Raw genomic sequence first — 24339 nt, 5'->3', positions numbered from 1 at the left:
GAAATTTCATGGATGCACTAGCACAACAACTCAACTTCATTCTGGAACTGGATAAACTCAAAGCCGTTTATCGTCAGGCGCTGGTGAAAGCCGATAATAATCGCCAGGAAAACAGCGCGGAACACAGCTGGCACATAGCCATGTTGGCCCCTGTTCTTCAGGAACACGTCGCAGAAGAGGTGGACTTACTGCGGGTTATTAAAATGCTGCTAATACACGATATCGTGGAAATCGATGCTGGTGATACCTTCGCCTTTTCAGAGCAAGGTGATCTGGATGCGCAGCATGGCAAGGAATTAGCAGCCGCTAATCGCATTTTTGGATTACTGCCTGAAAGCCAATTCCAGGAATACCGTTCTTTATGGTTAGAGTTTGAAGAGGCAACAACGGCAGACGCCAGATTCGCCAAGGCCATGGATCGTATTTTACCACTACTGCAAAACATGCAAAACGAAGGCGGAAGTTGGGCCAAACACGGTGTTAAAAAGTCTCAGGTGTTAAAACGCAATCAATACCTGGAAGAGATTACACCGGCCATCTGGCAGTATGTTTGCGCACAAATAGATATCGCCGTTAACAAGGGCTGGCTCAAAGACCAATAACAACTGGACGGGATTATAACCATGACACGGGCATTTAAATTATCGCAGCGAATTAAGAATGCCCTGATTGTTCCGGTAATGCTGCTGACTTTTGCCAGCAGTCCACTATTGTTGTTATGGCTGTATTTTAATTTTTCCTGGCCCGGATTGGGGTTTGTTCTGATAAACAGTGTGTTCCCCATTTACACCCTTATCTATAATCAGCAACAACAGGTAGAAACCCGCTCCCACCAAAACACTTTACTGCTGGTTATGCTGAGCAGTTTTGTGTTGCTGACCCTCTCTGTATCAAATCATTGGTTACACTATCTGTTGCCCATAACAGTGTCTTTTTTACATCTTTGCCTGGTTTGGTTGCTAACCCGGGTATTACCTAAGTTGCGCTTGCAACTGACAGGTCTGGAGGAAGGAAATCAGTTTCCTGGTTTTGTGTTTGATGATCCTCAGGGCAATCCGATCACCCGAAAAAAAATGAGCCAGGGGCCAATACTATTTTATTTTTTCCGCGGTAACTGGTGCCCATTTTGTACGGCACAAATAGCCGTGCTGATGGCTCACTACAAACAAATTCAGGATGAGGGCATTCACCTGGCCTTTGTCAGTGCTGAGCCCCATGAAGAAATGCAAAAGCTGGCGGCAAATTACGATGTGGCCTGTGATTACCTGGTGGATCGGGATTTCAGTTTTTCGTCAAAATATAAACTGGTGCACGAAGGCGGCTCGCTGGCCGGGTTAAGCCGTTTTGGCCAGGACACCTTGTTACCTACTCTGGTACTGATTGATCACGCAGATAAAATACTGATGTTACAGCGCAGTGATAATTTTCGCCTGCGCCCGGATCCTGAACATGTACTGTCACGCATTAAGGGCCTGGGCAAAAATGCCTGGCTGGAAAAGCTTATTCAGCAACGCACTCAGGAGCTCAGTGCAGAGAAAGAAAAGTCAGAGAAGATCATTCTAAACATATTGCCGGAACACACCGCAATTGAGCTGAAAGAAAAGGGCCACACTCAAGCCAGACATTACCAATGCGCTACATTGTTATTTTCTGATTTTGTGGGCTTTACCCGCATTGCCTCTGGTGTTTCGCCTCAGATTTTAGTGGACTCCCTCAATACCTACTTTGAACGCTACGACCAGGCTGTCGGAGAATTGGGCCTGGAAAAGATTAAAACCATTGGTGATGCCTACATGGTGGCTGGCGGGTTGCCCGTTCGCAGTGACGATCACGCAGAAAAGTGTGTGCAGTTGGCGTTAAAAATGCTGGAGATTGGCGAAGAGTTGAAAGTCAGCAACCCTGCCAAGGGGCTATGTGTATTTGATATTCGCATCGGCATTCACAGCGGCCCGGTGATGGCGGGAGTTGTCGGGCAACGCAAGTTTAGTTATGACATCTGGGGTAATACCGTTAACCTGGCATCTCGCATGGAAAGCGCCAGTGAACCGGGCAAAATTAACATCTCAAACGACACTTTAAAATTGCTGGGACAGGAAATTGCTGTTGAAGCGCGGGGAGCCTTGTCTATTAAGAATCATGAGCCGCAACAAATGTATTTTTTGCGGCCTGATGCAATGCCGGTAACCTGAGAAGGGTTATTCCGCCTCTTTTCTTTTAGGAGCCTCGAACGGCAGTTCAATATAACAGGTAAAACCTTCACCTGGTGCACTTTCAATGGATATTTTGCCCCCCAGCACCTGAGAAACATAATTGTACACCAGATGCATTCCAAGGCCCGAACCGCCTACCCCCAGGCGCGTTGTAAAAAAGGGCTCGAAAGCTTTTTTCTTCACTTCTGCGGTCATACCAACGCCGTCATCTCGATATTCGATAAACAGCATTTGAGGCCGATCTTCGGCTCGAATGTTAATACGACCAGCACTTTTATCAGCAAAGCCGTGTAACACAGAGTTGTTGATCAGGTTAGTAAATATCTGAAACAGCGCACCGGGATAACTATCCAGTTTAATCCCTTCAGGACAATCAATTTTGAGCTTGTGACCTTTTTTGGAATACAAGGAGTTTAGCGAACGCTCAATATCTTTTAATAAGGTTTTAAGCTCAAATTCGCGACGTTGCTCACTGGTCTGATCCACTGCCACCTGTTTAAAGCTTGAGGTCAGAGCACAAGCACGCTCCAGACTACTCAAAATGATTTTATTGGACTCCCGCAGTTTGTTGATATGCTTATCCAAATCACTGCGTTTCAGACGATTCTCTTTTACTTTGTTTTCCAACCAACGGCAATCATCATTCAATGCCGTTGCTGCAGTCAGTGCAATTCCCATCGGCGTATTGATTTCATGGGAAACCCCGGCTACAAGACCACCCAGGGACGCCATTTTTTCCTGCTCGATAAAGTCTGCCTGAGCCTTTTTTAATTCCTGGGTACGCTCTTCAACAAGGCTTTCCAGTGCTAAGGCCCGGGCCTTTATCCACTGGATACGGATGCGAAATCCACCGTAGAAAAGCGAAATCGCCAGGAAGATACACAAGCCAATAAACCAGCTGGTTTGCCAATATTCGGCTTTGATTTTTACAGTGAAGGTCAACTGCTTATCACTACTATGACCATTGCGGTTGGTGCCTTCAACGGTAAACTGATAATCGCCGGGCCAGAGGTTACTGTAACTGGCAATTCGTCGGGTCGCATCGACGTTTGTCCAGCTCTTGTCATAACCTGCTAATTGGTATCTATACCGATTTTTTTCCGGCGCCGATAGATCCAAAGCGGTGAATTCTATACTGAAGCTTCTTTGTCCGGGTTCCAGTGTCAGGCCATCTTGCGCCAGTCTGCCAGCATTAACCAACTTGCCATCGATTCGCAATTCCGACGCCAATACCGCGGGTTGATAATCCCACAACGAAAAACGCTCCGGCTTAACCATTAACAGGCCCCGGCTACCGCCAAATAAAAACTCTCCTTGCGACGTTCTGGTGTATGCCCGAAACCAGTTAGTGCCAATATCGACACCATCTGCCCTTTGCAACGGCGTCATTCTTGCTGATTCTGGTTCATAGACATGAGTAGGGCTCCAGATCCGCCCCAACTTGTCTTCCAGCAAATTTGCTCCCATAGGGCGTCCACCAAAGCCAGCTTGTTCACTGTGGTTTTGCAACAGTGCCCTGCCGGCTTCATCAAATACAGCAAGATGCAGACCTGCTGGTGTATCCAACCACAAGCGTTCCTGACTGTCGTATAACATGCCGACAATACTAATGGTGTTGAGCAATCGCCCATTCGCATCTTGCCCTTCAACCGCTACCAGATAATCTGTTCCAGGCTTTACCCAATACAATCCTGTTGCCCCAGTGGCTACCAGTAGTTGTCCATTTCCCTGTTCGTGAAGGGCGTTAATGCCATCCCGCATGGCACTTCCATCCTGCATGAGGTAACGAATAAACTTATCGGTATCAGGTTGCCAATAAATTAATCCTGAATTGGTGCCCACCCATACGCCGCCATTAACAGAGGGGCGTATCGCCCTAATGTTTACTCTGGGCAGCCCTTGTTTTTGGGTATATAAGAAAAACTCATCATTTAACGGGTTATATCGATACAATTGCCCAGGATTGACTCCTACCCAAATTTCACCGTTGGACATTTCTGCCATTGCCGTTATCCAGCCAGACTGCAACTTGCCGGGTACATCAACTTCCGGGAAATGCCCACCTACAACGCCTATGTCTCTTTGTACGATATTGATACCACCACCGCGAGTGCCTACCCAAATATCGCCAGTGGACAATGCCAGAACACTACTGACATTAGGTTCAGTTAATGCATTTTCCGTTAACAAGCTAAATCTGAGGGTTTTTACCCAGTCCTGATCACCAAATACCCGCTGTACACCACCGCCATAACCGCCAATCCACACTAAGCCAGAGCGGTCTTTTAACATTGTGCGAATATCGTTGTTAGCCAGACTAAAGCTGTCGGACGGATCGTGAATACTGCGGGATAACCAGCGACCATCTTCAATAGAGATTTGGTCGATGCCGCCAAATCGCGCGGCCCAAATTTCCTTATCATCCTTTTGAAAAATATCGTAAATAGTGCTCTTTTGATACTCTTCTGGCTGATCTGCCAGAGCCTTTAATAAAAGCCCACTTTGCGGATCAAAGCGCCATAATCCAGAGGCATTACTGCCAATCCAGATTTGCCCAGTATCATCTTCAAACAGTGTTCTGACGTAGAGATTTTTAACATCTGCATTGCTGGCGGTCACACGCTCAAAAGCATCCTTTGTTCTGGAATAACGTGCCAGTCCAGCGCGAGTTCCCACCCAAATTTCACCGTCTTTGTCACGCAATAATGCCCGAATCCCATTGTGAGGGATGCCATGTTCAACCGTATAATGTGCTAATAGTTCTCCCTGAATCGTCATCAGAAAAAGCCCGGTATTGGTGGCTAACCAAATCTGATCTTGTTGATCCCGTAAAATTTGAGCGACACTGGAAAGGTCCGGGTTTTCCAAGAGAAACTGCTCGCTAAAGAATCGGGTAAAACGCTCAGATTCGGGATTATAAATGGACACGCCACCAGGCTCTGTAGATAACCATACCGTGCCATCATCAAAGACATTGATGCTGCGCACAAAATTGCCTCCAATAGAGGTGTCGTCATAGGCATTGTGCGAATACAACTTATAACGATAGCCATCGTAACGCACCACTCCTGCAGCAGTAGCGATCCACAGAAAACCTTGCTTATCCTGCTCGATATCGGTAACTACGTAGTCGGGGATGAGTTCAGCATTGCCGATACTTTCAAAAAACATCTGAGCAGAACTTTGCACTGGATAAAGCAGTGCAAACAAATACCAGATAACTGCTGGTATTAATTTGCCATATTTATCACTCTGCAACCGGAGCGCACTACGCATGTGCATTTACAATTCCACAATCACCTGTCTAAGTTCAATCATAGATAGCCTTGTATTAGGCGTCAAAGACTATTGTGGTGTATACGGGAAAGGTTAATGACTACTTTCTAAGCTCATACAATTCCAACGGTAAGCCATCAGGATCCCGGAAAAAGGTGAAGCTGGTTCCGGTATAAGGATCCACTCTCACCGGTTCGACTTCAACACCTTGCTGCTGAAGATGACGGATACTGTCTTGCAGACTCTCGGTTCTAAAACACAAATGGCGTAAGCCGCAGGCTTCCGGCTGGCTGGGCCTTGGCGCTGGATTGGTAAAGGAGAATAGTTCGATTTGCGTGCCATCAGGTAACAGCAAATCCAATTTGTAACTATCCCGCTCAGCACGGTAGTTCTCGGCAATCACGCGCAACCCTAAGATCTCAGTGTAGAAATGTTTAGAGCGGCCATAATCGGAGCAGATTATAGCCACGTGATGTAGGCCACTGAACACTTACCTACTCTCGGGGGTCGGTGGACGAGGCTTCAATACGGGACTTGTGCTGACTCATAAACTCCAACAATGCCGGATAACTTGCCAGTTCGTGCAGTTGTCTGAATGCCGTCCAGTCCAGCAAGCAAAACAGGCATATCTCTGGATATTCCCAATGCTCAAAAGCTCCCTGCTCAACGGCATTATTCAGATGAGAAAAAGCGTGACTGACCCGTTCATCTTGTAATCTGAAATACAGTTTATCGTCGTCTGATTCGATGTCAGAACGTTGCAGTAACAGCAATTGCACCAGGGAATCGTTAATAGAGTCGATAACCGTTAGCAGGTTTTCCTGATTCCAGGTCAACGCCGGTAAACTGTACTTTTCCACCAGGTATCGAAAGATCACTCGCGAGTCGTAAATCACATCTTCACCGTCTTCCAGCATGGGGATTTTTAAGGTCGGGTTCTTCGACATCAAATAATCGCGATCTTTGCCGGAAAAGATTTGCATGTTGACAAAGTCATGCTCAACATTGGCCAACAACATACGAATCCGACGCACATAAGGTGACGTGGTGGAGCCATAAAGCTTTAACATGAAAATTCCTTCTGTTTAACCTGTTATTTTGCCGCCTGAGGTACAAAGTCAGACGCATTCTCTGCTTGCGCTATATTTTGCTTACGCAAGTCTCGCTTTACTTTTAACGCCAGCAAGCAAGGAGTCAATACTAATGTTAATAGTGTAGCAAATGCCAGTCCCCCTGCTACTGCCGTAGCCAGTTGTGACCACCACTGGGTTGAAGGTCCGCCCAGTTCGACATTGCGACCTAGCACATCGATATTTACTTCCAGCACCATAGGTAGCAAACCCAAAATCGTGGTCACCGTGGTCATCAATACAGGTCTTAAGCGCTGTGCACCAGTGCGCAATATGGCTTCCATCGCCGGAATGCCCTCGCGACGCAGAATATTATAGGTATCAATCAAAACAATATTATTGTTTACAACAATACCCGCCAATGAAATGACTCCGATACCCGACATAACGATACCAAATGGCTTCTGCACTATGGCCAGTCCTAAAAATACCCCTACCGTGGAAAACAACACCGCACTCAGAATCAAAAACGCCTGATAGAAGCTATTGAACTGGGTTACCAGAATGATGGCCATTACAAACAACGCCACCAAAAAGGCATTACCCAGAAAGTCCTGTGACTCCTGTTGTTGTTCGTTCTGTCCTTTGATGCTTATCTCAACATCAGGATGAATGCCCAGTTCCGGTAATTGCTCCTGCAATTTCGGAAGCTCATGATCTAATAAAATGCCCGGCACCATATTGGCTTCCACGCGGATAACTCTTCGGCTATCAATATGACGGATTAAATCGGTTTTGGGCTGAGCCTTGCGCTCTACAAAATTGGAGATTGGCACCAATCCCGAAGCAGTTTTTACCCGCAGCTCATCCAGTTTGCCTATAAAGCGGTCTTCTTCTGGGAAGCGCACCCGGATATCAATTTCATCATCGACATCATCTGGCCGATACTCACCTATTTTTAATCCGGCCGTAACAAACTGTACCGTGTTACCCACCAGGGTGGCATCAGCTCCAAAACGTGCCGCATCACTGCGATCAACTTTGAGCATCCATTCCAGTCCTGGTTTAGTGGCGGTATCACTGACTGCGGTAAAACTTTCATTGGCATCCAGCGCGCGACGAATTTTCAGTGCCGCCTCATCCAGTAATTCCGGATATCTTGATGCCAACTGAATTTGCAGATCTTTACCACTTTGAGGTCCATTTTGGTCTGGTGAAATTTCCAGATCCAATCCGGGTAAGTCTCGCAATCGTTGTTGAACTTCTTTTAAGATTTCATCGGAATGACGTCGATATTGCCAATCCACCAGATTTAAACGCAGATAGCCTACCTGTTCGCCTCCGGTGCGGGCATACAGGGTTTCGACTTCTTCCAGGTCCAGTAGACGGCTTTCAACCTTGCGCACCACTGCGTCTTTTTCGTAGATAGATAAATCACCATGGGAGCGCACATTGATGTTGATACCTGGACTATCTACATGGGGGAAGAATTCAACCCCCAGTCCGGAAACCCCATAAGCCGTATAGGACAATATCGCGATCACAATCGCTGACATTAATACCTTCCAGGGGTGATAAATCAGCTTATCTAACACCCGCACGTACTTACCGGTAAAACCGCTGAGGGTGCGAATATCGCCTTCTTCAGCCTGAATCATCTGTGCTTTTGCTTCCGGTGTAATATAACGCGGCTTACCGATAATGGTGCCCAATGTAGGTACAAAGATCAGGGCCATCAGCAGTGAGGCCGATAATGTCGCAATCAGCGTAAAAGGCAGGTACTTCATGAACTCGCCCATCATACCCGGCCAGAACATTAAAGGAGCAAATGCCGCCAGTGTAGTCGCTGTAGAAGCAATAATAGGCCAGGCCATGCGCTGCGCAGCACCGGCATAGGCTTGTTTGCGATCGACACCTTCACTCATTAACCGATCGGCATATTCGGTGACCACTATGGCGCCATCCACCAACATACCCACAGCCATAATCAGTGAGAACAACACCACCATATTCAGCGTATAGCCAAACAGGGAAATTAACAGGATACCGGTGAGGAAAGAGCCAGGAATGGCAATGCCTACCAGGGTGGCGGTGCGCAGGCCAAGAATGGCAACAATAACAATAGCCACTAATAAAACAGCGGTACTGACATTGTTCTGCAAATCGCTGAGCATCATCAATACATCTTTGGTTTGATCGCCGGTGTAGGCCACTTCGACACTATTTGGCCACAACTGAGTTTGTTGTGCAGCCGAGATCAGAGTTTTCACCTTGGCCACGGTATCAATGATGTTTTCGCCAGGGCGCTTTTTCACTTCCAGTGACACCGACGATTTACCATTGACCCGGGCAAAGCTGTTGGCATCTTTGTAAGCACGGCGGATAGTGGCCACATCCTGAAAGGTGATGACTCTGTCACCGTCCACTTTAACCGGTTGCTCAAAAATATCTTTCACGGATTCAAATACCGAAGGCACTTTTACCGCAAAGCTGCCTGCCCCGGTATCCAGGGTGCCAGCTGGCACCAGGCGATTGTTGCGAGAGAGCAGATTCAGGATATCGTTTTGATCCAGGCCATAGCTTTCTAACAGCAAAGGATCGACGATAATTTCAACCTGGTCTTCCCGCTGACCGCCCACTTCCACTTCCAGCACTTCTTTGATGCCTTCCAGGCGGTTCTTTAACTCACGTGCCAGACTAATCAGGGCACGTTCGCTGACTTCACCAGACAACACCACGGTAACCACCGGCTGCTCGCCAGCCATTGTCACTTCATGAATGGTGGGTTCTTCGGTATCCGAAGGCAGTTTGCCTCTGGCCACCGTCACTTTATCTCGCACATCAGCCAGTGCCACTTTGGAATCGGTGCCCGCTAAAAACTCCAGGGTCACGCTGGCGTGTCCTTCCCCGGCATTGGCGGTCATCTCCTTGACGCCCTCAATTGAGCGAAGCTCCTTTTCCATGGGCTTAACCAGCATCCTTTCGGCATCCTCAGGCGAAATGCCATCGTGAACAATAGATACATAAATGAAGGGGATGGGTACGTCTGGGTTCGACTCTTTGGGAATGTTGATATAAGTCACTGTGCCAGAAATCAGCAACAGCAGAAAAATCATCAGCACCGTGCGGGTGCGGGTTAATAGTGAGGATATCAGGCTGCGCATTTAGTCCACCTGCACGATGTCAGTTGCGCGAACCACTTCCACTTTGTCGCCGTCGCGCACAAAGCCCTGACCCAGGGTAATGATATCTGCCTGGTGGCCTAAACCACTTAACCAGACACCTTCGTTATCACTTTTTACCAGGTTAATAGGAACAAAATGCACTGTGTCCTCAGCGTCAACGGTTTTAACTCCCAACTCACCGCGTTCGTCCAATGACATCACTGCCGGTGTGACTCTCACAGCAAGAGTCTCTTCCAGTGGAATAACCAGTTGCGTGCTCATTCCCGCCAGATATTGCCCTTCCGGATTGGGGACAGCCACCTCCACTTTAAAGGTATTGGTGCCTTCATTAGACATGCTGGCGATATAGCGTACCTGCCCTGTTACTTGTCGGCCAGATACCAAGCGCGCCTGTGCAGATTGCCCTTTGCGCAAAGCGGCAATATCATTTTCGGTGACATCCGCTCGTATCACCAGAGGGTCTAAATCCACCAAAGTTGCCAGCGGATCCCCCACTTTGACATAGTCGCCAACTTCGACAGAGTGGGTATTTAAAACGCCATCGTAAGGGGCTTTAATTTCGGTGTTTTGCAGCATGATTTGCAGCGCCACCAGTTGCGATTTGGCGGATTCCAGATTGGCCACCGACTGGGCGATAGTCACCTCTGACTGCAGACCTTTTTGTTTCAGAGACTCAGCGCCCTGCAGCTCTAATTCCCGCTGTTTAACCATGGCTTGTGCGGAGCGTACCTGCTGCTTGAGATCCTTTTCATCCAATCTGAACAACAACTGTCCGGCACTGACATTTTCCCCTTCAGGAGCCAGAATATCCACCACCTGAGCCGCCACTTCAGCCCGGATTGTTGCCATGCGATCAGGCTCAGTACGCCCGTAAATAGACACTTCTTTATTAACACTGTCTGCCATAAAAGTCGTCACCTCAACTTTTTGCAACAGGGCCTGGTGTTTATCTTTGGTTGGTCCTTCAGTTTGACCTGACACCATGCCGGAGGCAATCCACAATATCAGTAATAAACTTATGAGCAGCGCAATCCAGACAGGTTGTTGTCGAAAACGTGTAATCAAGCGAGACATGAACATTCCTTGCGAACAATAACGGGCGACGAACATCATCCCGACAGCCCACAGGCGATGTTCCTGAGAAGGTAATATATTAAGACAATTGACCAGAAAAACTATCTAAAATTGGTCATAAAGCTGACAAAAGTGTGTCAAATCGCTACTACAGGCCGGGCTGGTAACAATTTGTCAGAAGTGTAAAGTAGATGTGAAGAATTAAATGCTAAATGAAGAACCGCAACCACAGGTGGTTTCAGCATTAGGGTTATCCACCAGAAAACGTGCCCCCTGCAACCCTTCGGTATAATCCACCGTACCGCCCATTAAGTATTGCAAGCTCATAGGGTCTACCACCAAAGATACCGATTCTTTCTCGATGACCATATCACCGTCATTAACCTTTTCATCAAAGGTAAAGCCGTACTGAAATCCAGAGCAACCACCACCGGTTACGTAAACACGCAACTTAAGCTCGGGATTTTCTTCTTCCTCGATCAGGCTTTTAACTTTTAAAGCGGCTGCATCAGAGAAGCTAATCGGAAACTCAGGAGTGGCTGACATCAATACCTCGGGTAAAACAACGATGAAACGCATTTGGTAGTCAAATGCAAAGTGTGGCGAATTATCTAATACCTGACTAAATCAGTCAACTATTGCTGTGTTTCTTGCCAGGCATTTGTAGTTTCCATTCCAGAACTGGAACGGTTTCCAACGAGACTGGAATTGCAAATTAGGATGCCCACTTATTAGATGGAGTTTAAGTCGCGTTACAGAAAACATAAATATCTAATAAAGGACTTTCAAATTATTTGACCATAGTGTGCTAATAACTCCAGTCTTCATAAGCCAAAGGCAAGCTATTTAACAAATCCCTTCGGTCACGCCAGTTCGGCATATGCTTATCCATATAAGAGCGGAATCTCTCGTTGTGGTGACGCTCTAAAAGATGAACTAACTCATGGGCTAATATGAACTCCATGCACTCTGGTGGCTTCTTAGCCAATTCGAGGTTGAGCCATATACGCTTAGCTTGAATATTGCAGCTTCCCCATTTAGTTTTCATCTTTTTGATGTTGATAGAACCCGCTTGTACACCTAGCTTCTGCTCCCACAGAGGCAATAGTTTTGCAAGTGAGCGCTGCATTTCATCACGGTAAAAGCGGTTAAGCAGTTTGAGCTTATTATGTTTGGACGTACTTTCACTAACAGCCAGCTCTAACTTACCATTTCCTTTGGCAGTTACTTTGTACTTACCTTGCGCTTCGATAAGCTTTAATCGATATTTTTTACCCCACAAATAGTGACACTCACCGTTTACCATTTCACGTATTGATTGGCGTTCTTGGCTTGCAAAATCCACTTGCTGCTTTTTGATCCAAGCAAGCTTATTAACAATAGCCAGCCTGATCTTTTGTTCGCTCGTATCATTGGGAATAGACAATCGAACTTTGCCATTTGGCGGCAGTACGCTCAGGTGAATGTTTTTAATGCTTCTGCGATTTAGTTCAACATTGATGTCACCAATACGAACTACTTCAATACTTTGAGCATTACTTTTAGTATGGCGCACTAATGATATTCCTTCTGAGCCTTAATTAACTCCATCACATCAACAATATCTACATCATAACCTGCCGCTTCTTCTCGTACTGCATTGGCTATCTCACGTTCTTTAAATCTATCACCAAGCCAATCGGCTTTTTTAGTGTAGCGAACAGCGGTATCAATTTTAGTTGTGAGTACTTCATCACTACCAAAGTTGTCATAAATTGCTTGTTTGGCTGGCGTATCAACAGACACAGGGTAGCTTTGTGAGCTATTCTCAGTTGGGTTTACTACTTTCTTAGCAAGTGCTCGAATTTGTTCTAGATACTCTTGATAACTGATGGCTTCTTCTCTTCGTTGCTTGATGATCTCATCTAGCAAGGTTGCCATACTGTCAAAGTATTTGGGGTTTACTGGGTTTTCATCCACGATGGTTTTTCTTACGTTATTCTCGATAGCTTCTGCCATTGCCTCTTCATTATCACGCAAGCTTTCGGGTAAAGACTCCAGCCCTTTACCATTATTATTTACCACCAAGTCAATTAAACCTAGTTCTTCAAAGTCCATCAGCAATTCACTGTCATCTGCTCGAATATACATATCCAATAGATGACGCATTGCAGGTTCAAAACGTTTCATTTCAAGTAAATCGCCACTGGCGAGTTTCACCTCATCACGAACCTTTTCAAAGTAAGCGACTTCTTTCTTTATGTTTTCGGCTTCTTCAATGGTGTAGCCCGCCTGCTCCATTTCATTTGCAAGGTTGGTATAAGCGCGAATTAGCTTAGCAACCGATTGATAGAGCGTTAAGCGCAGTGCTTCTTTTTCAGTGCGCTCATTTTCGTCTTTAGATTCAACACCAGACACGCCACAAAAATAGTGAATAAAGTCTTTTGTATCTCTGGGCACTTTTACTGGTTCACATAATGCTCTAACGGCTTCCAATGCATTGTCTAGATCCGTGCGAGACTCTTGTAATCGATCTTTTAAAAGTCCTTTTACGTCATCAGCGTCATACCCATCAAACGCTTCAGCTGTGTAATCTGTAATAGCTTTGTCGAGAGAGCGGAATAAGTCTTTGTAGTCGATGATGTAACCGTATTCCTTATCTTCACCATCAAGCCTATTTACTCGGCAGATCGCTTGGAACAGGTTATGATCAGCCATCTTTTTATCGATATACAGGTAAGTTGCAGAAGGCGCATCAAAGCCTGTTAAGAGTTTATCTACAACGATAAGCAGGCGCATTTGCCCCGGCTCATCGATAAAGCGTTTCTTAACGGCTTTCTCAAACTCTTCAACACGCTTGGCTGCTTCTTCTTCGCTTTGCTCGAAGTATTCCGCCAGCATCTTGCGGTAGGTATCATATTTAAAAAGTTTTTCAGTTAACCCTTCACCTGACTCTTCACCTTTAATAGAGCTTGCAGCAGGGTGATAACTGGTCACCACTGCACATTTTCCAGCAAGGTCGGTTTTGCTGAACAAATCATAAACCACACACGCTTGATGGACGCTGGCACACACCAACATGGCATTACCCCTGCCTGACATCAGCGCAGGTTTGATTTCCATATCCATCAAAATATCGCTAACAATTTGCTCTAAACGAGATTTGCTAGAGAGCACCTTTTGCATCGTGCCCCATTTTTGCTTGAGCTGGATTTTGGCAAGATTAGATAGCCCTTTGGTTTTAGCTTCAAACCATTGGTCTACTTTTTTCTCTGAAGTTAAGTGCTGATCAATATCTCGTGCTTCATAACGCAGGTCTAGCACCACGCCATCACTAACGGCTTCGTCAAACTTGTAGGTGTGGATATACGGGCCAAAAACCTCTAAAGACTTCTTTTTGTCCTTTTTCATCAGTGGTGTACCCGTAAAACCAATAAACATGGCTTTGGGCCCTTCTCCCCGACTAAACAGGGCTTTCATCGCTTCATGTAACTTACCGGACTGAGTTCGGTGGCACTCATCAACAAATACAAACAAATTACCCTTAGCGGCAAAGTCACTCGGTAGGTTTTTAGTTAACGCTTCAAGGTAGTCTTTTGTTGCTTCATCATCGTCTTCTTCACTTTCTTTATCGCTTAGCGCTTCGCCATTTCGACCAAACTTATGTACCAGTGAGCAGAACAACCAAGGATTAGGTTGATTAAGCGTAGCCACCAAATCCCGTCCGCTTTTGGTGCGATATATCTCCTCATCAACACCAGAGAATACTTTTTCTATTTGTTCGTCTAATTCGGTTCGGTCAGTAACAATAAGCACCCGTGAATCCGTCACATTTTCACGTATCCACTTAGCAAGCCAAACCATAGTTAAGCTCTTTCCTGATCCTTGAGTGTGCCAAATAATGCCGTCTTGATGTTTTTTAACGTGTTTCTGCGCAGCTTGAATACCAAAGTATTGGTTATGTCGGCATGTTTTCTTCACGCCAGCGTCAAACACAATAAAGTCGTGAATAAGTTGCAGGAACCGCTTCTTATCACACAATTGCGCGATGTGTGTATCGAGTAAATTCTCTGTTGTTATGTCGCTAGCTGGCAGTGGATTTGGGTTTTCTTTACCGCTGCATTCTTTCCATTCAAGGTAATATTTTTCAGATGTTTCGATTGTGCCGTAACGGACACCTTGGGTATCGTTACCCGCCATTACGAGCTGCATGGTGGTAAAGAAGTTGCGAATGAAGGCTTTCTTTTGGTTGTCTAAATTTTGGCGAATGCCTTCACTGACAGAAACAGAAGAACGCTTTAGCTCAATCACACCTAGCGCAATGCCATTAACATAAATCACAATATCAGGGCGTTTTTTCAGTTCACCTTTGACGGTAACTTCCTCAGCAATGGCAAAGTCATTGGCTTCCGGGTTTTTCCAGTCAATCAGCCAAACTGTTTGATTTAGCTCACCAGCACCTTCTTTTTCTTTTACCCCATAACGCAGAAGGCGATAAACATCTTTGTTTGCATCAAAGAGTTTTTTACCTTCACCAAGAGCTGCGGCAGTATCGAGTTGGCGCAATGTACGGGTAATCAGCGCATCAGAAATACCGCGACCTCTTAGCCATTTAGTCAGTAGCTCTTTTTCAATATTGCTATTACCTTCACGGTACTCCCAATTGCCCAGGTAGTTGTAATCAAGCTGCTCTTTAAAAAACTTAACCACTCGGCTTTGGGTTTTTCGCTCTAATTGACCGACATCACTCATATACTAATCCCTTTAATTAAGCCCTTGCGATCAAGCAACGATCAAGCAAAATTCTCTAAACTGGATAGCGCATAACTAATTTGTTGATCATTAAACAAACTCAGTTTTCGTTTTGCCCACTTTTCTCCGGCAGGCCAATTTGCCATGCCAAGTTTTACAGATTCTACGGTTCTGTCACACCCCTGCTTAGTGACCAGCCAATCCACGGTAGACAATAACTCCATACCAAAAGGTGACTCAAAACCACTAATAAGGCGGCTGGCTTCATCAAGCGCCGGTAAAAATGCTTTAGCTTCGGTATTGAGATAAGTTGCCACTATTTGCTTTTCGGCTTCATTAAACCAAATAACATCTAGTGGGCTGCAATCAGGAATACGCTTTTCCGACTTTAAATAACTTCCATCTAAAGCATTTAACAAATGTTCCAGGTTATTGGCATAGGGGCCATAGTTGTGCGCGTCAAACTTCAGTTTTAGTTCGTCACTCAGTTTTTGATGTTCTATTGTTCGTTGTAAGAACCAAGCGAGTTTCTGAATTTCTAATAAGCTGCATTCCATACCCAAAATCCAATAGCGTCTAACCAATTCCGCAACTAAAGCACGAGCGGGAGTAAGTTTTTTTACACCGCTTTTTTTCGCCACATTTTGGTATGTGGCGGTAGGTTCATAGACAATGACTTCAGTCGATTCAATCCCCGATAGCGCTTTTTCTATTTCAGATTTCACTTCAGGCCAGGACAGTCCGCCTTGGCCAGCCCCAAGAGGGGGTATGGCGATCGATTTCACCTTATTTGTTTCCAGGAATTTACGTAAATCAACCAAACCTTCTTGAATCCATTCCATTTTTGATTTAGCGCGCCAATGCTGCTTAGTCGGGAAGTTAACAATCCATTGTGGCCCCATTAGCTCGTCGGTTTTTGTAACAAACATCTTGCCAGTTACTACTTGTTTGGCTTTGCAGGCTTTGGCGTACTCCACCATATTCTTGGGGAAACGTTCTTTGAACATCAAGGCAATACCTTTACCCATTACCCCAACGGTGTTGACGGTATTAACCAATGCTTCTACATCTGCTTCAAGCAAGTTACCTTGTGTATATGTAATCATTAGAAGTACCATCCCGAACGTACAAAAACGTTCAAATTTAAGTTGCGTTGCGCTATCTGTTGTTTTAGTTCTAGCTCAACCTGGTTGTTGAAACAGGCTGTCCCCAGCAATGCTTCGATTGGGCAATGTGCTTTCACTAGTGCCTCGGCCTGATAGCGTTCAAATTTTGCAGGGTCGTTCAGATCTCTGGCAAAATCTCGATTTTGCAGGATTGGCCAATCTAATTTATCCAGGTCGCTCAAGTCTGAATAATAGCTAGCCCATTGATAATACGCATGCATATCGGTGTAGACAAAGTCTAAGTGTAACTGTGCAACTTTGTGTAGAGAGGATACCAAAATAACAATATCTTGGTTGGGTCGTTGCACCACACCTCGCCCTGATTTGATATTCATCAACATGGGTGAGAAGGGGGTAAAGTAAAACGGCACATAGTCGTTTAAACAACCATAGGGCGCAATCGGTACCGGATGTGTAGCCCGTTTCGCTATTAACTCGGCACTGCCAATTGGCTCCCAATGGGGTGATTGCACCTGACTATTGCCGCAATACAAACCATTATCCAAAATCCAGGGAATGTTATTGCGGTGCACGATTCGCCAAATTAGCGCTTTTTGCGGATTAAGTGTTTGGCTGTAATCATAAGCCATACCTACACCTCCACTTGCTCATTTATTGGCAACCTCGTTCGGCCTGTGAGTAGCTCTTGCATCATGCCCTGTTTGATTTGGCGGGTTTTCGCCAAGCGCTGTTCTAGGGTTTGGATTTCGTTATCCATATCCGAGAGGATGGTGGCGATGGCGGTTTGTTCTTTTTCATCACTAGGCAAAGGCACTTTGAAAGCTGCCATGTCTTTATTAGTAATCTGATTAATGGTCGCGCCCATGATTTCATTTATCTGACTCTGGATAACATTGGATTGAAATTGGAAGAAGATAAACTTGGATTGTTTAGTTCGGTAGATCGACATAAACGCACCAAAAGCAGAGCCTTCAGCGTTTTTATCTATCAATGCACATTTACCAATAAGATTTCTACTGCCGTTTCGTACACAAACTAAAATATCGCCTTCTTTTACGATAACTCGTTCAGGCAAATCCATATCGACAAATACGTTATTTTCATATGCCAGCGTGTTCTTTTGAACATTCGATGAACGCAGAACTAACGTTCCATACTCTGCGACATCATTTGGACTGTACGTTAAACCGATAACAGTGTTACCGATATCACCGAGTGAAACTACATCCCAATCCTCAGGGATTTCGCCTAGTTCGCTGGGTTTTGTGCCTTTGGGTTGGCCTTGGCTCTTACCTTCGAGAGTGCCTTCGATGTTAGTGGCGAATTGCGGTAAACGGGTTTTGCCTGTCAGCAGTTGCTGCATGGTGGCAGTTTTAATCGCTTGTTTTTTCGCGATCAGCTTTTCCAGCTCCGTTAGTAGCGTATCAACATCGGATAAGGCATTGGCAATGGCGGTTTGTTCGCTGTATGGTGGGAGCGATACTTTCATATCCGCAATCATTTCCCTACGAACTGAATCAACGGATGACTTAGCCGTCATTGACATAATACGGTCGTAAAAATGGTTGCTAAAGTAGATGTAAAAGTAGTATCCATCAAGCTTTTCACCGAAGTTATACATCAGATAAACTCTTTGGTGAAAATCGAATTTCCCATTCATGTAATGGAATATTTTTCCAGTTCCAACCCCATCTCCAGCAGTTAAAACGCCTTCACCATCAAAGGAAAATGAATTTATGTGTTCAACTGTTTGCGAGCGCACAAAGAACGGATAAAGACCATCATTAACTCGATCTTGAGTGTTCTTATTTCCTGTTGTTATCGACAATAGGTTTCCAATAGCGTCTATTTCCCAATCTTCAGGAATAACCCCCACTTCAGTCTGTTTATACCCCTCTGGAACAGTTTGCTCTAATGCATTACTTCGGCTATCCATGACTCCGCCCTTCGGGCCGTCGCAAGCGACGTTCAAATTTTTTCCTGAAAAATTTGTCATAACGACCACTCCAAGCCCATCGCTTTTAAGTGGACTGCGACTTTATCGCTAAGGTCATCGACTGATTGAGCTAATGTTGGTAATGGTGTGCTGTAGCGCTCTTCAAGTTGTTTCACCCGATTTGCCATTTGTTGCGTAACACGCTCAATTTCAGCAACGATATTGGCTTGTAGAGTGGCAAGCCATTTGTCATCGACTATCAGGGTTTTGATTTCATCAATATTAAGTTTTGGATATTGGTTAAATACGCTTAAATCGAGTGCTTCTTGCGCTTCTTTAACTGCTTTTTTTGCAGCCGCTTCAGCATTAAACAGTTTAGTTGCTTGTTTCAGTGCCTTAACTTCATCAGCATCGGTTGCGAGTTTAGCTCTGGCAGCAACGCTGGCTTTGGTGATTTTGTCTTTATCGTTGAGTGCTTCAACTAATAAGCCATCTTCGCTCCCTGTTCCAGAAGAAGCATGTTCCTCAAGGTAACTTTCCAGTGCTTGGGTGGCTTCGTCTTGTTTGGCTTGAAGGGCATCAACTTGCGCTTGTTCATCAGCAAAATAACGTGCAACGATTAAGCCAGGTGGAATAATCTCAGCTTTGTACTTTTTCTTATTGATAATTAAGTCTGGCGTCTCTTTGAGCTTTTCGCCCTTGGCAGCAACTAATTCACGAAGGGTATTACCTGCTTGCCAACCGTCCTGCACCAATACATACACATCGTCCTGCAGGGTTTCTGCCCAGTAATCCATCAGGATTTGGTAAATATCGTATTTGCTTAACAAGTCACTATTGGCATAGCTGTTTAGCAAGTTCTCTGAAATGTTAAAGATAAAGTTTTTCGGGTTATCGCCCACTTTAATCTCTTTAAGTTTTGCTTCTGGTATCCACTTTTTAAAGGGCAATAGGCTACGGGCGGAAAAGTCTTTAAATTCTTGGTGAGCCAAAATAGTACTTTTAACTTGGCTTGCTTCAACCAGTGCACGACTGTAGCCTTCACGTTCAGGTTTGAACAATGTGGCACGAATGCTAGGGAATACCTGCCAGTAATGCTCAAGGGCATCAATATCACGATTTGGAATGCCACCTTGCAGGTGAGCGCTTAAATCGTGTAAGTCTTCTGGCTCAGACGAGTCGATATAACGCGGGATGTTAAGGTTGTAGTCGTTAGCGGCAATTTCATCAATTTCCACTAAGCGGCTATAACGCTTAAGTTCTAAGCCTTTGTTAAACACATCAACAATTTTGTGAATGTCCTGGCTGCGCAGGCGATTTTTGTTGCCGTCTTTAATAAAGCCTTTGCTGGCATCAATCATAAATATTGGGCGACCTGATACGGTTGGTAGTGTTTCATCACCTTCGTTAAAGCTCGTGACCGCTTTTTGCGCGTGTTCTTTATCAATCACGATAATACAGGCAGGAATACCCGTGCCGTAGAACAGGTTGGCGGGTAAACCAATAATGCCTTTGATGTAACCTTGTTTGATCAGGTTTTCACGGATAGTGGCTTCGGCATTACCACGGAATAACACACCGTGCGGTAAGATCACCGCACCTTTACCTGTGCTTTTTAAGCTTTTGATAATGTGCAGTAAGAATGTGTAGTCGCCGTTTTTCTCGGGTGGAATACCCCAGGTAAACCGATCATAAATGTCCGCTTCCGGGTTTAGGCCACTGGTCCAGTTTTTATTCGAAAATGGTGGATTGGCAACCGCAAAGTCGAATTTTTTAAGTTGGTTAGGTCCGTCTTTCCATTGCGGTTCAGCAAGCGTATTACCTTTCCAGATTTTAGCTGTGGTGTTGTTATGTAAGATCATGTTCATACGGGCAAGTGCGCTAGTCGCGTTGTCCATCTCTTGACCGTATAGAGTTAAACCACGCTCTGCCTGGTCGCTGGCTTTTAATAGCAATGAACCTGAACCACACGTAGGGTCGTAGGCAGTGGCATCTTGAGGTGTGTCTTCTTTAATACCTACTACCTTGGCGAGGATTTGAGATACTTCCGATGGTGTATAGAATTGGCCTTTAGATTTACCTGACTCAGTTGCGAAATGACGCATTAAATATTCGTATGCGTCACCTAACAGGTCATCTCCGCCAGCACGGTTAGAAGATAGGTCTAAGCCTTGGAAAATACCAATTAGCTTGGTTAGGCGATCTACCATTTCTTTGCCTTTACCGAGCTTGTCTTCATCGTTGAAGTCGGCAACGTCTATCACGCCTTTCAGGTCATTTTCTTCGGCAAGTGCTGCGATGATCTTGTTAATTTTATCGCCAATTTCTTTGTCGTTTTTGGCGGCGATCATATCGTCATAGCTAGCGCCATCTGGCACTACAATCATGCCGTATGGGTCGCCTTTGTATTTATCGCTAACATACTTCATGAAAAGCATGGTCAGCACGTAGTCTTTATACTGGCTGGCATCCATCCCGCCACGCAGTTCGTCACAGCTTGCCCATAATGATGAATATAGTTCTGTCTTTTTAATTGCCATGTATTAATTCTTTGTTTAATTGTTTTTTAAAAAGCAAATTGAGCTGCCTCTTTCACTCACCAGAAAATACAGTTAATAGCTTCTCAGTATCATCAAAATATTGGCTTATCTCAGTTTTTATTATCTGTTTGAATCCAGGCATCCAGTTTCGCCTGAGTTTGCTGTTTCAGATCGGTTTGGTGCTGAGCCAGCCACCAGCGTTCCATAATGCGTACATTGCGCTTATTGGCTTTGTAAAATAAATCCACGATATCTCCCACCACAGGAATAAAGCCAAACGCGAAGTCCAGCAAACTGTTGCGTATCATCTTGCGTTGCAATGCTTTTGGCATGCCCAGTTTGCGCCCCAGATAGACAATTCTCAGCGCCACTAAGGTCATGATGGCATCACCCACGCCCGGAATAAGGCCTATCAAAAAATCCAGGCCCACATTAATGCCGATTCCCGGAATGCGAATTGCGGTATCGGTAATATTCGCCAGCCGCTGAGCTGCCAGTAATTCTGTTGGTGCTTTTATGTCTGCCGTCATCTTCGCTCCTTATTCACTTTCTTCTGACTCTGTAAGCTGCCAGTCAAAGGTTCGCTTCAGGTAATCACTGCCCCACTTTTTATCTTTGAGATAGGACTCCACCACAATCTGCTCGGGAGCAAAGTCATTCGGGATAGAAAACTCGCCTTTAAGTACTTCAAAATAACGAAAGCTGAATTCCATATCATCAGAATTATCTGTCATGGTGTCAGAGAGTAGTAGTTCACTGGGTTTTCCGGCTCGACTGCCCATCAGGCTGATTTTAACCCGCCCTTTCACCGTAGTACGGTGCCTGTCCTGTTGCATTAAAATCATGGCATAGCGGTAAAAACCATCGCTGGCAGTAGGCTCAACGTTGAAAGAATCAATGATAAAACCATCCTGTTCCAGTTCTGGCGCCATCACCTTTTGATAAAAGCTCAGCTCTCTGCGCAATTCGTTTTCTGTAGTCATCTGTTGCTGAAAGCGCTTGCGGTTTTCTTCGGCCGCCAATCGGGCTACTTCCAAATCCACACCTAAGATATTGATATCACGGGTGAGCCGGTCATTTTCTGTGACCAGATTGTTGATAGACTGATTAAGTCTTTGAATTTCATCTTGTTGTTGCTGGTACTCGAATCCAGACCAGATATAGCCCAGCCACCCCGACAGGAACATCAGGGCCAACAACACCAGATAAAAGCGAAAAGCGCCCAATCGCGCTTTTAGGTGGTTTTTCTGCACCTGTATAGAATCCTGAAAAAATGAATAAGCGCCATTATAAACAGACCTGAAATCACGATAAAGCGCTTATTCAATTCACATCAGACCACAAAACCAGAATTTATTCATATACTTGCGTTCTATCTGGGGCCACCTGTTGCTATCATAGGTGAAACCTGTAGAGTCCAACGATAGAAGTGGAATTTCAATTGCACAAGTCCTGCCCATGCCGGTAAAAGTTCTGATCAGAGCCATGAAAAGACGCATGTCATTGGCGTCATGGCGTGTTGCGCTCTCCTATCCACGCACTTCTTTGCAATTAAGTCTGTTGGGCGTACTGGCGGGTGTCAGCTCCGCCACTTTGATTATCCTGTTTCGCTTGAGCTATGAAAGCCTGCAATTACTTTGGCTGGATGAAGTAGACAACTTTTCCTCTATCGAGCCGGAAATGCGCTTGTTGATCCCAATAGTAGGGGCGTTATTCATTTTCCTGTTCGGTACAATTACCGGCTTTAAACATTATCGAACCGGTATTCCCTTTGTGATTTATCGGGTTAAAAACCACAATGGTCTGATGCCCTTTAAAAATACCCTGAATCAATTCTTTGGTGGAATGGCAGCGCTGGCCAGTGGCTTTTCGGTGGGCCGGGAAGGTCCCTCTGTGCATCTTGGCGCTGCTGGCAGTAGCTTTATTGGGAACTGGTTAAAACTACCCTACAACAGTATCCGAATTCTGACTGGTTGCGGTATCGCTGCCGGTATATCTGCATCATTTAACACCCCCTTTGCAGCAGTGCTGTTTGTTATGGAAGTGGTGTTGCGGGAATACAAAATTCACATCTTTATCCCCGTGATGTTATCTGCAGCCTGTGGTTCGGTATTAAGCCGCTTAGTATTTGGTGATGATCACGAACTGGCGTTTTTAACCATCGCCGAATTTGATACTTGGATGTATCTCTATTTCATCGCTTTTGGTGCCTTGTTGGGCGGTATTTCTACGCTGTTTAACATGCAGTTGATGAATGTGATCCGCTGGTTCAGGCCCATGAGTATGTTCAGTCGTTTGTTATTAGCCGGTGTCATCACGGGTCTGATTGGCTGGTTTGTTCCCAAAGCCATGGGCAGTGGTTTCAGTGCGATCCACTGGATTGTCACCGCGCCACAAGACATTGAGCTGCTGATGTATATTGTGGTGGCAAAATTCATTCTGACTATCTTCGCTATCGGGCTTGGGATACCGGGTGGAATCATTGGTCCGGTGTTGGGTTTAGGAGCCTTGCTGGGCGCTATTTTGATGTACCCACTGGGACTGGCCTATGACGATCCCAGTCACCTCACCAGCAGTTTTGCCATTTTAGGCATTGCCGCGTTTTTAACCTCAGTGGTGCACGCCCCGCTGGCCGCTCTTTCTGCGGTCATGGAGTTGTCTAATTCTGTAGACGTGGTGTTACCGGCGATGCTGGTGATTGTGCCCTCCTATGTCACTGCCAATCAGTTTTTCAAAAACCGTTCTATTTTTATACGTCAGTTGGATTACCAAAACTTACCCTATTCCACGTCGTCCATTCGCTCTACTTTACAAAAAGTGGGCGTATTGGCATTGGTGGACCGACAATACAAGTTGTTTGTGGATGCTACCGATAAGCACATACTGGACTTTCTGGATACCGCGCCAACACATCCGGTTGTGCAAAGGTCAACTTACGAAATCGATGTGCAATATCACCTGGTGCAATACGATTTCAGCCTGAACCGGGAAGAAAATCCCTTAAGGTTCTTTCCTATGCAGGGAGTATCTTCGCAGGCAACGCTGGCAGAAGTTTACGAAATACTACAGAACCGACGAGAGGGTGCGGTTTACGTACAAGGAGCCACCCCGGCCTCAATTGTAGGCGTTATCACCTGGGATGCCGTGCGTAGCTATCTGTATCGCAAAGAATATTAAAATTTAAGGATGT

At 45.4% G+C, this 24339-nt stretch carries 17 protein-coding genes; 3 read left to right on the top strand and 14 right to left on the bottom strand.

Annotated elements, in window-relative coordinates; genetic code table 11:
• The first annotated feature begins 8 nt into the window (after window positions 1–8).
• Together ACXAD8_RS20290 and ACXAD8_RS20285 are read left to right on the top strand one after the other, a co-directional pair.
• Window positions 9–602, top strand: coding sequence for an HD domain-containing protein (locus ACXAD8_RS20290; protein ID WP_475231893.1), 594 nt, complete (start codon window positions 9–11; stop codon window positions 600–602).
• A 21-nt stretch (window positions 603–623) separates the two neighbouring features.
• Window positions 624–2189 carry an adenylate/guanylate cyclase domain-containing protein gene (locus ACXAD8_RS20285; protein WP_475231891.1) on the top strand — a complete coding sequence of 522 codons (1566 nt, stop codon included), beginning with the start codon at window positions 624–626 and terminating at the stop codon, window positions 2187–2189.
• Window positions 2190–2195: 6 nt separating this feature from the next.
• On the opposite strand, the gene ACXAD8_RS20280 is transcribed toward ACXAD8_RS20285, so the two are convergent.
• The 14 genes from ACXAD8_RS20280 to ACXAD8_RS20215 all read right to left on the bottom strand — a co-directional run bounded on the left by ACXAD8_RS20280 (window position 2196) and on the right by ACXAD8_RS20215 (window position 22402).
• The gene (locus tag ACXAD8_RS20280; protein ID WP_475231889.1) at window positions 2196–5492 is read right to left on the bottom strand and encodes a two-component regulator propeller domain-containing protein; all 3297 of its coding nucleotides are present in this window, start codon (window positions 5490–5492) and stop codon (window positions 2196–2198) included.
• A 94-nt stretch (window positions 5493–5586) separates the two neighbouring features.
• The gene (gene gloA2 / locus ACXAD8_RS20275; protein WP_475231887.1) at window positions 5587–5976 is read right to left on the bottom strand and encodes an SMU1112c/YaeR family gloxylase I-like metalloprotein; all 390 of its coding nucleotides are present in this window, start codon (window positions 5974–5976) and stop codon (window positions 5587–5589) included.
• A 4-nt stretch (window positions 5977–5980) separates the two neighbouring features.
• Window positions 5981–6556 carry a glutathione S-transferase family protein gene (locus ACXAD8_RS20270; RefSeq protein WP_475231885.1) on the bottom strand — a complete coding sequence of 192 codons (576 nt, stop codon included), beginning with the start codon at window positions 6554–6556 and terminating at the stop codon, window positions 5981–5983.
• A 23-nt stretch (window positions 6557–6579) separates the two neighbouring features.
• Window positions 6580–9720, bottom strand: a complete 3141-nt coding sequence (locus tag ACXAD8_RS20265) for an efflux RND transporter permease subunit (protein WP_475231883.1) — start codon at window positions 9718–9720, stop codon at window positions 6580–6582.
• A complete protein-coding gene (locus tag ACXAD8_RS20260; RefSeq protein WP_475231881.1) occupies window positions 9721–10815 on the bottom strand; it encodes an efflux RND transporter periplasmic adaptor subunit in 1095 nt (364 codons plus the stop codon).
• 201 nt (window positions 10816–11016) lie between these two features.
• The gene (gene erpA, locus ACXAD8_RS20255) at window positions 11017–11361 is read right to left on the bottom strand and encodes an iron-sulfur cluster insertion protein ErpA (RefSeq protein WP_475233037.1); all 345 of its coding nucleotides are present in this window, start codon (window positions 11359–11361) and stop codon (window positions 11017–11019) included.
• A gap of 262 nt (window positions 11362–11623) precedes the next feature.
• A complete protein-coding gene (locus ACXAD8_RS20250; RefSeq protein ID WP_475231879.1) occupies window positions 11624–12370 on the bottom strand; it encodes a M48 family metallopeptidase in 747 nt (248 codons plus the stop codon).
• Entirely contained in the window at window positions 12370–15546 is a 3177-nt protein-coding gene (locus tag ACXAD8_RS20245; protein WP_475231877.1) for a type I restriction endonuclease subunit R, read from the bottom strand. The genes ACXAD8_RS20250 and ACXAD8_RS20245 overlap by 1 nt, the downstream gene beginning before the upstream one ends.
• Window positions 15547–15587: 41 nt before the next feature.
• On the bottom strand, window positions 15588–16652 hold the full coding sequence (gene darG, locus ACXAD8_RS20240; protein WP_475231875.1) for a type II toxin-antitoxin system antitoxin DNA ADP-ribosyl glycohydrolase DarG: 1065 nt from the start codon (window positions 16650–16652) through the stop codon (window positions 15588–15590).
• A complete protein-coding gene (gene darT / locus ACXAD8_RS20235) occupies window positions 16652–17302 on the bottom strand; it encodes a type II toxin-antitoxin system toxin DNA ADP-ribosyl transferase DarT (protein ID WP_475231873.1) in 651 nt (216 codons plus the stop codon). Before darT ends, darG begins: the two co-directional genes overlap by 1 nt.
• A 2-nt stretch (window positions 17303–17304) precedes the next feature.
• A complete protein-coding gene (locus tag ACXAD8_RS20230; RefSeq protein ID WP_475231871.1) occupies window positions 17305–18669 on the bottom strand; it encodes a restriction endonuclease subunit S in 1365 nt (454 codons plus the stop codon).
• Window positions 18666–21149 carry a type I restriction-modification system subunit M gene (locus ACXAD8_RS20225; RefSeq protein ID WP_475231869.1) on the bottom strand — a complete coding sequence of 828 codons (2484 nt, stop codon included), beginning with the start codon at window positions 21147–21149 and terminating at the stop codon, window positions 18666–18668. The genes ACXAD8_RS20230 and ACXAD8_RS20225 overlap by 4 nt, the downstream gene beginning before the upstream one ends.
• Before the next feature lie 110 nt (window positions 21150–21259).
• Complete coding sequence (locus tag ACXAD8_RS20220) at window positions 21260–21679, bottom strand: DUF4112 domain-containing protein (protein WP_475231867.1); 420 nt, start codon at window positions 21677–21679, stop codon at window positions 21260–21262.
• A gap of 9 nt (window positions 21680–21688) precedes the next feature.
• On the bottom strand, window positions 21689–22402 hold the full coding sequence (locus ACXAD8_RS20215) for a DUF6776 family protein (RefSeq protein WP_475231865.1): 714 nt from the start codon (window positions 22400–22402) through the stop codon (window positions 21689–21691).
• A gap of 244 nt (window positions 22403–22646) precedes the next feature.
• Between ACXAD8_RS20215 and ACXAD8_RS20210 the strand changes: the two genes are divergently transcribed.
• A complete protein-coding gene (locus ACXAD8_RS20210) occupies window positions 22647–24326 on the top strand; it encodes a chloride channel protein (protein ID WP_475233036.1) in 1680 nt (559 codons plus the stop codon).
• Window positions 24327–24339: the final 13 nt, after the last annotated feature.

It is taken from the genome of Planctobacterium sp. AWH2_060, assembly GCF_056158425.1.
This window is presented reverse-complemented; position numbering and strand designations above follow the sequence as displayed.